The 12,438-nt window shown below is 73.3% G+C and carries 12 protein-coding genes; all 12 read right to left on the bottom strand.

What is annotated here, in order from left to right:
• Positions 1-39 precede the first annotated feature (39 nt).
• The 12 genes from hypF to ACFV1J_RS02990 all read right to left on the bottom strand — a co-directional run bounded on the left by hypF (position 40) and on the right by ACFV1J_RS02990 (position 11,802).
• Positions 40-2,484: a carbamoyltransferase HypF gene (gene hypF / locus ACFV1J_RS03045; protein ID WP_385855452.1), complete on the bottom strand. Its 2,445-nt coding sequence runs from the start codon at positions 2,482-2,484 to the stop codon at positions 40-42.
• A complete protein-coding gene (gene hypB / locus ACFV1J_RS03040; protein WP_385855451.1) occupies positions 2,481-3,254 on the bottom strand; it encodes a hydrogenase nickel incorporation protein HypB in 774 nt (257 codons plus the stop codon). Before hypB ends, hypF begins: the two co-directional genes overlap by 4 nt.
• A gap of 3 nt (positions 3,255-3,257) precedes the next feature.
• The gene (locus ACFV1J_RS03035) at positions 3,258-3,638 is read right to left on the bottom strand and encodes a hydrogenase maturation nickel metallochaperone HypA (RefSeq protein ID WP_385855450.1); all 381 of its coding nucleotides are present in this window, start codon (positions 3,636-3,638) and stop codon (positions 3,258-3,260) included.
• 167 nt (positions 3,639-3,805) lie between these two features.
• Positions 3,806-3,910, bottom strand: a complete 105-nt coding sequence (locus tag ACFV1J_RS03030; RefSeq protein WP_385855449.1) for a DUF6893 family small protein — start codon at positions 3,908-3,910, stop codon at positions 3,806-3,808.
• Positions 3,904-4,563: a hydrogenase maturation protease gene (locus ACFV1J_RS03025; RefSeq protein WP_385855448.1), complete on the bottom strand. Its 660-nt coding sequence runs from the start codon at positions 4,561-4,563 to the stop codon at positions 3,904-3,906. The genes ACFV1J_RS03030 and ACFV1J_RS03025 overlap by 7 nt, the downstream gene beginning before the upstream one ends.
• Complete coding sequence (locus tag ACFV1J_RS03020; RefSeq protein ID WP_385855447.1) at positions 4,560-5,978, bottom strand: hypothetical protein; 1,419 nt, start codon at positions 5,976-5,978, stop codon at positions 4,560-4,562. The genes ACFV1J_RS03025 and ACFV1J_RS03020 overlap by 4 nt, the downstream gene beginning before the upstream one ends.
• The gene (locus ACFV1J_RS03015) at positions 5,975-6,691 is read right to left on the bottom strand and encodes a DUF6084 family protein (RefSeq protein ID WP_385855446.1); all 717 of its coding nucleotides are present in this window, start codon (positions 6,689-6,691) and stop codon (positions 5,975-5,977) included. The genes ACFV1J_RS03020 and ACFV1J_RS03015 overlap by 4 nt, the downstream gene beginning before the upstream one ends.
• Positions 6,688-7,356: a DUF5947 family protein gene (locus ACFV1J_RS03010; protein WP_385855445.1), complete on the bottom strand. Its 669-nt coding sequence runs from the start codon at positions 7,354-7,356 to the stop codon at positions 6,688-6,690. Before ACFV1J_RS03010 ends, ACFV1J_RS03015 begins: the two co-directional genes overlap by 4 nt.
• Complete coding sequence (locus tag ACFV1J_RS03005) at positions 7,353-7,937, bottom strand: hypothetical protein (protein ID WP_385855444.1); 585 nt, start codon at positions 7,935-7,937, stop codon at positions 7,353-7,355. The genes ACFV1J_RS03010 and ACFV1J_RS03005 overlap by 4 nt, the downstream gene beginning before the upstream one ends.
• On the bottom strand, positions 7,934-9,718 hold the full coding sequence (locus tag ACFV1J_RS03000; protein ID WP_385855443.1) for a nickel-dependent hydrogenase large subunit: 1,785 nt from the start codon (positions 9,716-9,718) through the stop codon (positions 7,934-7,936). Before ACFV1J_RS03000 ends, ACFV1J_RS03005 begins: the two co-directional genes overlap by 4 nt.
• Positions 9,719-9,823: 105 nt before the next feature.
• The gene (locus ACFV1J_RS02995; RefSeq protein ID WP_385855442.1) at positions 9,824-10,912 is read right to left on the bottom strand and encodes a hydrogenase expression protein HypE; all 1,089 of its coding nucleotides are present in this window, start codon (positions 10,910-10,912) and stop codon (positions 9,824-9,826) included.
• A 170-nt stretch (positions 10,913-11,082) separates the two neighbouring features.
• Positions 11,083-11,802, bottom strand: coding sequence for a DUF4232 domain-containing protein (locus ACFV1J_RS02990; RefSeq protein ID WP_385855441.1), 720 nt, complete (start codon positions 11,800-11,802; stop codon positions 11,083-11,085).
• Positions 11,803-12,438: the final 636 nt, after the last annotated feature.

The following is a 12,438-nucleotide window of genomic DNA, read 5'->3' as shown; positions in this document are numbered from 1 at the left end:
TCGTCGTCAAAGCGTCGTCCGCCGCGGCCGCGGCGCCGTTCAGGGCACGCCCACCCCGCCGTGCACGGGTGCGGTGCGCGCCGCCACGACGATCTGGCCGAGCGCCAGGCCCCCGTCGTTGGGCGGGACCCTGCGGTGCCGCAGCACGGTGAAGCCGTCCTGGCCGAGCAGCCGGGCGGCGGCCTCGGCGAGCAGCGTGTTGGCGAACACCCCGCCGGTCAGGACGACGGTCGTCAGGCCGGCGCGCTCCCGGGCCAGGGCGCAGCAGCGCCGTACGAGTCCGGCGACCGCGGTGTGGAAGCGGGCGGCGATCAGCGCCGGTGCGGTGCCGGCCCGGACGTCCGCGACGACGGCCGCGAGCAGCGGCGCCGGGTCGGCGACGGTGTCGGCGGCCGCCCGGTCCGTCGGGGCGTGGGGGCCGGGACGCAGGTCGAAGGCGTAACCGGGCGCGGGGTCCTCGCCGGCGGTCAGGGCCGCGGCTTCGAGGGCGAGCGCGGCCTGTGCCTCGTATCCGGCGTGGTGGCAGATGCCGGCCAGGGAGGAGACCGCGTCGAAGAGGCGGCCCATGCTGGAGGTGGGCACGCAGTTCAGGTCGCGTTCCAACTGCCGGGCGAGCAGGCGTCGTTCGTCGGGCGGGCAGGCGGCGACCGGCGGGAGGTCCGCGGCCCAGTCGATGCCGGCCGCGCGCAGGTGGGCCAGTGCCATGCGGTAGGGGCGGCGGACGGCGGTGTCGCCGCCGGGCAGCGGTACGTAGCCGAGGCTGCCGAAGCGGCGGTAGCCGTCGTAGTCGGCGAGCAGGAACTCGCCGCCCCAGACGGCGTGGTCGTCGCCGTAGCCGGTGCCGTCGAAGGCGACGCCGATGACCGGGTGGCTGCCGTCGAGGCCGTGTTCGGCCATGGCCGCGGCGATATGCGCGTGGTGGTGCTGGACGCGGACCAGCGGCCGGCCGTCGGTGTGCCGCTGGGCCCACTGGCCGGAGCGGTAGCCGGGGTGCCGGTCGGCGGCGAGGAGTTGGGGGCGGACGCCGGTGACCGTCTCCAGGTGCGCCTCGGCGCGTTCGAAGGCGAGCTGGGTGGCGAAGTCGTCCATGTCGCCGATGTGCGCGGACAGCCAGGCGCGGCGGCCCTCGGCGAGGCAGAGCACGTTCTTCAGGTCGCCGCCGGCCGCGAGCGCGGGGCGGACCGGCACCGGAAGCGGGACCGGGAACGGGGCGTAGCCGCGGGAGCGGCGGACGAACAGCGGCTCGCCGTCGTCGGTGATCCGGACCACGGAGTCGTCGCAGGGTACGCGGATCGGCCGGTCGTGGCCGAGCCAGGCGTCGGCCAGTCCGGCGAGCCGCCGCACGGCCTCCTCGTCGTCGGTGACGATCGGCTCGCCGGCGAGGTTGCCGCTGGTCATCACGAGCAGCCGGGGTCCTTGGGGGTCGCCGGGCAGTCCGAGCAGCAGGTGGTGCAGCGGGGTGTACGGCAGTACGACGCCCAGGTCGGGGCTGCCGGGGGCGACCGCGGCGGACGGCACCGGCGCGTCCGGGGCAGGGGCGGGGGCGGGGGCGGGGCGGCGGCGCAGCAGGACGACGGGGCGCTGGGGTCCGGTGAGCAGCGCGCGTTCCGCGGGCCGGATGCGCACCAGGTGCCCGATGTCGTCGATCTGACGTGCCATCAGGGCGAAGGGTTTGTCGCCACGGGCCTTGCGGCGGCGCAGCAGGGCGACGGCGGTGTCGTCGGTGGCGTCGCAGACGAGGTGGTAGCCGCCGAGGCCCTTGACGGCGACGATCGCACCGGCGGCGAGCAGCTTCCGGGTGGCGGCGACCGGGTCGGGGTCCGGTGCCGGCCGGGGTGCGGCGGTGGGGTCGTTGGGGTCGGCGAGCAGCAGCCGCAGCCGGGGCCCGCAGTCGTGGCAGGCGATCGGCTGGGCGTGGAACCGCCGGTCGGCCGGATCGGCGTACTCCCGTGCGCAGCGCGGGCACATCGGGAAGCGGTCCATGGTCGTCCGGGCCCGGTCGTAGGGCAGCGCGGTGACGATGGTGAAGCGCGGACCGCAGTGCGTACAGGTGATGAAGGGGTGGCGGTGGCGGCGGTCGGCCGGGTCGGCCAGTTCGGCCAGGCAGGCGTCGCAGGTGGCGGCGTCCGGGGCGACCAGGGTGCGCGAGGGGCCCTGTCCGTGGGAGGGCAGGATGCGGAATCCGGTGTCGCCGGTGACCGCGAGGTCCTCGCCCTCCACGGCGTCGACGACGGCCAGCGGCGGCGCCTCGCCGGTGATCCGTGCGCCGAACGCGGCGAGCGCGGCGGGCGGTCCCTCGACCTCGGCGAGCACGCCCTCGCCGGTGTTGCTCACATGGCCCACGAGGCCCAGTTCGGTGGCGAGGCCGTGGACGAACGGGCGGAATCCGACGCCCTGGACGACGCCGCGCACGGTGATCCTGCGCCGTGCGGTGACCGGTGCAGGGGCTTCCGCGGGGGCCCGGTCGACCTGCCCGGTGGTCATGAGCGGCTCGACGCCACGGTGTCGAGGCCGGCGGAGTGCTCGTCGGTGGGCTGCGGTTCGTCCTCGTCGTGGACGTGGTGGGACGTGCGGGTCATCACGGGGATGTGGACCGGCGTGCCGTCGCGGGCGGCCAGCGCCCGGTCCAGCAGCAGCCCGTCGCCGATGCCCTGGCGCACCGAGGTGAGGCACACCTCGACGCCGGGGTTGACCCGTTCGACGTTGGCGCGGAACTCCTCCTCGTCGAAGGAGACCGCCTCGGCGATGTCGGTCTTGGTGACCACGACGAGGTGGGCGAGGCCGAAGGCGGTGGGGTACTTCAGCGGTTTGTCCTCGCCCTCGGTCACCGAGGCCAGCACCACCCGCAGGGTCTCGCCGAGGTCGTACGAGGCCGGGCAGACCAGGTTGCCCACGTTCTCGATGAACAGCAGCCGGGTGTCGGCGGGGAGCCAGTCGTGGAGGTGTCCGCCGAGCATCTCGGCCTCCAGGTGGCACAGCCCGTCGGTGAGGATCTGTTTGACGGGCACTCCGGAGCGGGCCAGGCGGACCGCGTCGTTCTCGGTGGCCAGGTCGGCGGTGAGCGCGGCGACCGGGATGCCGCGCTCCCGGGCGAGGGTGAGTTCGCGCTCCAGGAGGGCGGTCTTGCCGCTGCCGGGGCTGGAGAGCAGGTTGACCAGCGCGGTGCCGCGGGCCGCGAGGTCCTCGCGCAGGGTGTGGGCGCAGGCGTCGTTCTTGGCGAGAACCGCCTGTTGCAGGTCGACGACACGGCACATGGTTCAGCGCTCCTGGGGAATCGGTGGGTGCGGCGCGGCCTCGTGCCAGCACACCCGGACGATCTGCAGTTCACGGCCGGACAGCAGCGCGGTGTCCGTCCCGTCGCAGCCCGGGCAGCTGAGCCGTGGGGGCATGCCGGGCGGCCAGGTACGGGCGCAGGCGCCGCAGCGGGCGCGGGCCGGCACCGGTTCGATGTCGAGTTCCGCGCCCTCCAGCGCGGTGCCCGCGCAGGCGAGCTGGAAGGAGAAGGTCAGCGCGTCGGGGACCACTCCGGCCAGTTCGCCGACCTGCAGCCGGACGCTGCGCACCGCGGTGGCCCCGGCCGGCCGGGCCGCGCCGTCGACCTGGTCGACGACCGCGAGCGCGATGGACATCTCGTGCATCGGTCCCTCTCTGGTGCGGGACTACCGGGTGCCGCCGGGCCGGTCCGCGGATCCGCGCGGACCCGCCCCGGGCCCTGGGTTCATTAGACGGCGCGGGCACGGGACGGCCGGGGTGCCTCGCCGGGGCGGCGCTGCGGCGTCCTTCGTTCGGTGCAGCGCCGCCGCGGTCACATCGCGCGGATGCGCAGATAGCGCTTGATGTCGGGCAGGTTGCTCTTCAGGGCGAGGGCGAGCACGGCGGCGGCCGCCGCGCCGAGGATCAGCTTCAGCATGGGGTGGTGCTCCTCTCGGTGGTGTCCGTTTCTGCGTCCGCGTCCGCGTTCGCGGCTACGTCCGCGTCTGCTTCTGGGTCTGCGTCCGCCTCTGCGTCTGCGTCTGCGTTCGCGGCTACGTCCGCTTCTGGGTCTGCGTTCGCTTCCGCCCCGATCAGCTTCAGGATGAGTCCCACGGCCTCGTCGACCGCGGCCTCGACCGGGTCGCTCAGGCCGATGCCCTCGGCGGTGTCGGCGGGTTCGCAGCCGACCACGAGGACGCGCCGGGGCGGTTGGCCGTCGGTGCCGGCACTGAGCGTGTCGAGCAGGGCGAGCACCGCGTCGGGGGTCATGTGGTGGGCGTCGAGGGCGGCGGCCCGCGGGCGCGGGGTGGCCGGTTCGGTGGCGTCGAGGAGGTGGACGGTGCCGGGTTCGGCGCCGCGGGCGGTGGCGTCGACGAGGAGCACGGTGTCGTAGCCGTCCAGCATCTGGTAGGCGAGGTGGACGCCCCGTACGCCGCTGTCGACGATCTCGACGCCGTCCGGGAGGGGCTGTGCGCCGAGCCGGCGGACGGCCTCGACGCCGAAGCCGTCGTCGCCGAGGAAGATGTTGCCGACGCCGGCGATCAGCGTCTTCGCGGGCGGCCGGACGGCGCCGCGGGCGGGGGCGCTCACGTGTCCTCCAGGGGAGCGAGTTCGTCGGGCTGGAAGTACAGGAAGCGGCCCTGTTCGCGCCGGATGTCGGCGCCCGGGTCGTCCTCCAGGGTCACCGCGAGGTGCACCCCGCCGTCCACGTCGTGCAGTACGGCCTCGACGAGGGCGGTACGGCCGTGCAGGAAGAGGTCCTGGGCGTCGGTGCGGCGCCGGCCGGGCTTCAGCAGTACCCGGCTGCCGGCGCCGACCCGCCGTCCGTCGATGCCGATCCGGTCGGTGGCGGGGTCGACGTCGCGGTCGCCGCCGGGGTCCCACCAGGGGGTGTCGGGGCGGGTGCCGGGCACGTCGGGCGTCTGGCCGCCGGGTGCCTCCGGGCCGGGGCCGGTGACCTCGCGCAGCGCGCGTACGGCCCCGTGCAGGCGGTCCAGTACCTCGGGGGGCATGGTGTCGGCGAGTTCGATGACGTCGGCGGCGCGCGGGTCGGTGCCGCGGGCCTCGCGCTTCTCCTGGTCGGTGAGGGCCGCGGTGCGCAGGGCGAGGATCTCGTCGATCTCCAGGGCGTCGTAGAGCGCGCCGGGGCTTTCGGGGGCGACGGCCGGGTGGTCCTCCAGGATGATCGGCGAGGACAGGACCACGTCGGCGCGGCCCGGTTCGCCGGCCAGCACCGGCCAGGTGTGCTCGTTGCGGCAGGAGGCGACGGCGGTCCGGGCCCATTCGGGCGGGTCGGTCAGGGAGAGGAAGCGGCCGGCGCTCAGGCCGAGGAAGAGGTGGGCGCCGATCAGCGCGTGCGGCAGTGCAGCGGTCCGGTCCGCGGTGCCGGAGGGGGTCCAGTCGCCGGTGTTCTCGACGGTCGCGGTCAGCCGCAGCGCGGTGTACGGCCCGTCGAGCGGGCTCGCGGTCAGCCGGAGCCGGCCGTCGATCCGGCCGCGGCGGCGCACCAGCCGGCCGATGAGGCGCCCGTCGGCGTCGTGCACCGGCTCGGTCTCCTCGTTCGCCGGCAGGGTGAACGGCAGGGTGCGGCCGGCGCCGGTCAGTTCGGTGACGGCGGCGTCGAGGGTGAGGCGTTCCTCGGTGGCCTCGTCCCAGGGGACCAGCACCCGGTCGGGCAGTTCCAGCTCGTCGACGGTCTCGAACTCCCCGTCGGGGCGCAGGCGTTGGACGGTGCGGCGCTGGGCGTGCAGGAACCGCAGCTCGGCCGAGAGCCGGGCGCCGGACTTCGGTTCCATCAGGCATTCGGTGCGCTGGTGGGAGTGTTCGGCGCCGGCGGCGGTCCAGCCGGGCGGGACCAGGACGCCGAACTGCCAGCGCAGCCGGTTCTTGGCGGCCGAGGCCCGGTACGGGTAGAGCACATAGCCCTCGAACAGCACGGCGTCCGCCACCTGGCGGGCGACGGCGAAGCGGTCCGCCGTCGCGTCGGGCAGGGTGCCGGTCGTCATGGGGCGGTCCTCTCGGCGAGCGGGCGGGCGGCGGTGCCGGGGAACGGCCGTGCGTGCCGGGCGGGCGGCGGGGGTGGCGGGTCGTCGCCGGCCGCGGCGAGCAGCGCCTCGACGGCCTGCTGCCAGGAGGGCAGGGCGTGCCGGGAGCGGTAGGCGAGGAGCGCGTCGAGGGTGGTGCGGGGCAGCCGCAGCCAGCCGCAGCCCGGGAAGTGCGTCTCGATCATCTCCTGCCAGACCGTCACCGGCATCCGCACCTGGGTTTCCTTGTGCCAGGGGACGGGGTGGACCCGGAAGCCGCCGGCACCGGCGAAGACGGTGCCGGAGAACAGCAGCAGCAGCGGGACCTCGCCGTCGGCGAGGGCGTGGAAGTAGCGGCCGGCCGCGACGTCGAGGTCGTAGCTGCAGGGGACGGGCAGCTCGATCTCGGTGGTGCCGGTGAAGCCGGGGACGACGTGGGAGACGTGGGCGAACTGGAGGGGGTGCAGGGTGCTGCTCCAACGGGAGCGGTCACCGAAGAGGTCGGCGAGCGCCTCGGCCTCGTCGGGACGGTAGTCGCGGCGCGCGGGTTCGATCCGGATCTGGCAGCGCAGCGCGACGGCGTGCACCCGGTCCGCGGGGTCGGTGGTGGTCAGGCGGAGCCGGAAGAGGAGGGTGGGGGCGGCGGCGCGGCGGTCGGCGCGGACGCCGGTGCACTCGAAGGACAGCTCGGTCACGGCCGGTCGTCCTCCTTCGGCTCGCGGGCCCGGCGGGCGACGGTGGTGAAGAAGTCGGCGAGCGCGGCGCGGGCCTCGGCGCCGCCGTCGAAGCCGTGCCACAACAACCGCATCCGGCCGACGAGTTCGTAACAGACGTCGACCGGTACGAGGTAGCAGTCGGTGCGGTCGTCGGTGCGGCGCAGCAGCAGGGCCTCGACGTCGGGCTGGAGGAGCGGGGCGAGGCGGCTGCCGGCCAGCACGGTTTCCCAGGCGGCGGGGTCGAGTTCGCTCTCGGTGGCGCCGGCCGGGCTGGGGTAGAGCGCGACCAGCCGGTCCAGGCCGGTGTGGCGGAGGAAGAAGGCGACGCCGACGGGGATCCGCAGCAGGTCCCAGGCCGCCTCGTCGAGGGTGTGGCCGGGGTCGGTGAGATAGCGGTCGGGGACGGTGCGGAACCGTCCGCGGCCGGCGCCGGGCCGTTCGAAGAGCAGGGCGCAGGGGGTGCAGGCGCAGGCCAGGGCGCGGCGTTCGGTGTCGACGAGGTGGCGGTGGTTGTGGTCGGCGAGCACCACGCCGCACAGTTCGCAGCACTCGGGTGCGGCCGGGGTCGGGGCGCGGAACCGGCGCAGCCCGCGGTGGGCGGTGTGCGGTCCCAGGCGCGTGGCCGCCGGCTGACGGCCGGTCATGAGGCGGTGGCGGGGGCCGACGGGCGGCGGGAGATCTGCAGCAGGACCGGTTCGTCGGCGGCCGGTGCGGTCTCCCACTCGACGGTGGTGACCTCGGGTGCGAAGGTGCTGACCGCTGCCTCCACGGTCTGCCGGCCGGCTCCGTCGGTGCCGGAGCAGCCGCAGCCGCCGGAGGCGTCCGCCCGCAGCCGCAGGGTGCCGGTGTCCGGGTCGAAGCCGGCGCTGTCGGCGGGGTGCCGGCCGCGGACGCTGTCCAGGGCCCGCCCGATGCGGGCCTCGGTGTCCTCGGGGTGCAGGTCGTGCAGCGCGAGCAGGCCGGCGACCAGGGGGTCGCCGAGCAGCGCGGTACGCAGCGCGGGGAGCGGGCCGGTGCCGTCCGGGGTGCGCTCCAGGTGGTGCATGATGCGGGCGAGGCCGGCCCCGTAGAAGTCCATCAGGACGCGGACGAGTTCCTCGGCGGCGGCGCCGGTTTCGGGGTCGGCGTGGTGGGTGAGCCGGTCGAGTAGCTCCTCGACGCGGCGGCCGGCCTCTTCGGCGCTCGGTGCGGCGGGCGGTGCCTGGCGGTCGGTGGGCGCGCTCATCCGGCCAGTCCGCTCAGCCCGGTGGGCACGTGCTCGGTGCGGACGGTCCGGCCGTCGCCGACGTACATGTGGACGCCGCAGGGCAGACAGGGGTCGAAGCTGCGCACCGCGCGCATGATGTCGATGCCCTTGAAGGTCTCCGGGGGGTTCTCCTCGAAGATCGGGGTGTTCTGCACCGCGTCCTCGTAGGGGCCGGGGGTGCCGTAGGTGTCGCGGGTGCTGGCGTTCCACGGCGTCGGCGGGTACGGGTGGTAGTTGGCGATCTTGCCGTCCCGGATGACCATGTGGTGCGAGAGGACGCCGCGTACCGCCTCGGTGAAGCCGACGCCGATGGACTCGTCGGGGACCTCGAACTTCTCCCAGGTACGGGTGCGTCCGGCGCGGACCTCTTCCAGGGACTGTTCGGCGAAGTGCAGTGCCATGGCGGCGGTGTACGCCTGGAAGTAGGTGCGGGCGCGGTTGCGTTCCAGCGCGTTGCTCCACTGCGGGATCCGCCACTCGAAGCGGGCCTCGGGGCGGGTGAGGCTGCGTGGCAGGTCGATGACGACGCTGTGGCCGGTGGCCTTGACGTAGGGGGTGTCGACGAGTCCGGAGAGCGCGGTGGACCACAGGCGGGCGATCGGTCCGCCGCCGGTGTCCAGCGCGAGGTGTTCGGTGCCGTCGAACCAGCGCGGGGACATCACCCAGCTGTACTTGTCGGCGAAGTCGCGCTTCTGCGGGGCGGGGATGGTGTGCTGGTTCCACGGGTGGCGGGCGTCGACGGGGTTGCCCAGCGGGTCGTGGGTGACGAACTTCTCCTGGCCTTCCCAGTCCTGGTAGTAGGAGCTGCCCAGCAGGATGCGGATGCCGAGGTTGATCTCGGTGAGGTCGTTGGTGATGAGCTTGCCGTCGACGATGATGCCCGGGGTGACGAACATCTTCCGGCCCCAGTCCGTCATGTTGCGGTAGGTGAAGTCGCAGTGGTCGGGGTCGTTGAACGCGCCCCAGCACCCGAGCAGCACCCGCCGCCGGCCGACCTCCTCGTAGCCGGGCAGGGCTTCGTAGAAGAAGTCGAAGAGGTCGTCGTGGAGCGGGACGACCCGCTTCATGAACTCGACGTAGCGCATCAGCCGGCTGAGGTAGTCGGTGAAGAGCTGGACGCTGGCGATGGTGCCGACGCCGCCCGGGTACAGCGTGGAGGGGTGCACATGGCGGCCCTCCATGAGGCAGAACATCTCCCGGGTGTAGCGGCTGACCTGGAGCGCCTCGCGGTAGAACTCGCCCTCGAGGGGGTTGAGGGAGGTCATGATGTCGGCGATGGTGCGGTAGCCGTGGTCGCCGGCGTGCGGGGCCTCGGTGCGCTGGGCGAGTTCCCAGACGCCCGGGTTGGTCTCGCGGACCATCTTCTCGCAGTAGTCGACCCCGACCAGGTTCTCCTGGAAGATGTTGTGGTCGAACATGAACTCCGCGGACTCGCCGAGGTTGATGATCCACTCCCCCAGGTGCGGCGGCTTCACCCCATAGGCCATGTTCTGGGTGTAGACCGAGCAGGTGGCGTGGTTGTCACCGCAGATGCCGCAGATCCGGCTGGTGATGAAGTGCGCGTCGCGCGGGTCCTTGCCGCGCATGAAGACGCTGTAGCCGCGGAAGACCGACGAGGTGCTGTAGCACTCCGCGACCCGCTTCTGCTTGAAGTCGATCTTGGTGTGGATGCCGAGGCTTCCCACGATCCGGGTGATCGGGTCCCAGGACATCTCCGTCAGACCGCTGCCGTCACCGGCCGCCTTAGTCGTCGGTGCCATCGTGTGTGCCGTAGCCCTTCTGTACGCGGGAGGTGAGGTCGGACGGGGCCGCGGGGGCGCCGGACGGGGAGCGCGGCCGGGCCGGCCGCGCCACGGGCCGTACGGTCACCACGGCCTGCGGAATCCGGTGGTCAGCTGGTCGCCGCGGTGCCGCCACTTGGGTTCCTGGTCAACGGTCTTGGCCGTGATGTCGCGCAGTCGGCGGACGACACCGCCGTACGCCACGCTGGCGGTGCTGGAGAGCTTGCTGCCGGGCGGCTCGTCCATGAACGGCATGAACTTGTCGGGGAAGCCGGGCATGGTGCAGGCGATGCAGATGCCGCCGACGTTGGGGCAGCCTCCGATACCGTCCATCCAGCCCCGCTTGGGCACGTTGCATTTGACCACGGGACCCCAGCAGCCGATCTTCACCAGGCATTTCGGCGAGTCGTAGGCGGTGGCGAACTGGCCCTGTTCGTAGTAGCCGGCGCGGTCGCAGCCCTCGTGGACGGTGGCGCCGAAGAGCCAGGTGGGCCGCAGCTGGTCGTCGAGCGGGATCATCGGGGCCGCGCCCACCGCCTGGTAGAGCAGGTAGACCAGGGTCTCGGCGAAGTTGTCCGGCTGGATCGGGCAGCCGGGGACACAGACGATCGGGATGCCGGCCTTGGACTTCCAGTCCCAGCCCAGGTAGTCGGGCACGCCCATGGCGCCGGTCGGGTTGCCGGACATCGCGTGGATCCCGCCGTACGTGGCGCAGGTGCCGATGGCGACGACGGCGAGGGCCTTGGGGGCCAGCCGGTCGATCCACTCACTGGTGGTGATCGGCTGGCCGGTCTCCGGGTCGTCGCCGAAACCGCACCAGTAGCCCTCCGGCTTGATGGCCTCGTTGGGGACGGACCCCTCGATGACCAGGACGAACGGGTCGATCTCGCCGCGCTCGCCCTTGAAGAACCACTCGATGAAGGTGTCCGCGCCGCCGACCGGCCCGCATTCGAAGTCGATCAGCGGCCAGTGGACGGCGACCTTGGGCAGCCCGGGCAGCACACTGAGCGCGATCTCCTCGATGCTCGGCTGGGTCGCGTTGGTCAGCGACACCGAGTCACCGTCGCAGCTCAGACCGGCGTTGATCCAGAGGATGTGGATCGGTGGCTGGTCCTCGGTGGACGGCTCGCCGTCCACGGCGGACTGGGCGGCCACGCTCGATGCTGCGGACATGGGGCCTCCTCGGCGATCTGCAACGAAAGCCCCGTATGGGTCTTCCGTTCACCTTGGTAACACCCCGCGCGGTGCACGGCCGGTTGTCCGCCGCCGTTGCGGTGAAGGCCCGGAAAAAGCGGAGGGCGCCCGGAGTACCGGGCGCCCTCGGGAGCTGTGCCTGCCGGCCGTCAGCCCAGCGAACCGGCCTCGACCGCGGTCACGTCGAACCGGCCGCCGCACACCCGCAGCCCGCGGCTGCCGGTGGTCATCGACTCCTTGGACCCGGGCGGGTAGACGAAGACGATCTGCGAACGGCTCCAGCAGGGGGTGTCCGACACGCCCTCATTGACGGTGTGCAGGACGGCGTGCGCGCTCTGCCCCGGCTGGAGACGGACCACGCCGCCCGGGCCGCCCTCGCGGGTGGCGGGCTTGCCGACCGGCGAGCCGTCGCGCTGGATCAGCGAGACCCCGGGGAAGCCGCGCAGGGTGCAGGCCTTCTTGCCCTTGTTCGTGAAGATCAGGGGGTAGTGGATGTTGCCCGCGCCGATGTCGGAGGCGCCCAGCCGCAGCGACATGTTGTTGGCGGTGCACCGGTCCGACGCCGTCATGGCCGAGGCGTGCGATTTTGTACTGGACGGCACATTGCCCTTCGCCTTGCTGCCGGCGGACGCCGAATTCGCCGAGGGCCGCTCGCCACCGGCCGACCGCTGCGGACCGCCGGCCGTGCTGCCGGACGGCTTGGCACCGCCGCCGGCCTCCTGGGAGGTGGCGGGTGCGGCGGCCGACGAGGGGCGGGAGGCGGCGCCGGTCCCGTCCTGGCAGGCGGTGAGCGTGAGCGCCGCGACGGCGATCAGCGATCCGGCGGCGACACGACGGCCACGGCCGAGTGTCTTGGTGGTGAGCGACATGAGTGTCTCCCCCTCGTCTGGTAGGTGCGAGCTTGTCGTATGGGTGCGTACGGTCCGTCCGTTGTTCTTCCAGCGTGGCCCCGGGCACTGCCGGTCCGCTAACGAGGCACTAACACACCACTAACGAGCCGGCCCGGGCGGCGCGCCGATGACTCCGGCACGTCTTTGACCAGCCGGGATTCCGGGGCGCCGCTCAGGCTCGCAGAAAATCCCCGAGTTGCGGACGCGGCACCACCAGGTTCGGCCTACTTCCCGGGCCCTGGCCGGCTCCGATGTTCGGCGGATCGGCGACCGGGTTGCCGTATAGATCCCGGTTACCCCCGTTCGGCACCGCTATCCCCGCACCCGGTGCCGGCGAGCCGGCCGCCGCTTCGGCGGAGACGTGGTGACGGACGGTGACGCCGCCGGGGCCATCGCTGCTGACCAGGGCCGTTTGCCCGGGGCGGTGGTGCGGAGGGTGTGGTGGTGCACGAGGCAGGTCAGGGACGCTCGGGCCGTCTTCTTCCGTACGGCTGCGGTGAGTTGAGGTGGCGGGGGGGGGGGCCCCCCCCCCGCCCCCCCCCCCCCCCCCCCCGAGATCGAAAAGACAACCACCGAGAGGACTAACGCCGCGAGCAGAACTCCCCCCATAAGGGA

Origin of the sequence: Streptomyces sp. NPDC059649 (assembly GCF_042734445.1) — a bacterium.
Taxonomy (GTDB): Bacteria; Actinomycetota; Actinomycetes; order Streptomycetales; family Streptomycetaceae; genus Streptomyces.
The sequence above is the reverse complement of the archived record's forward strand: the minus strand, read 5'-3'. Positions and strand labels throughout refer to the sequence as shown.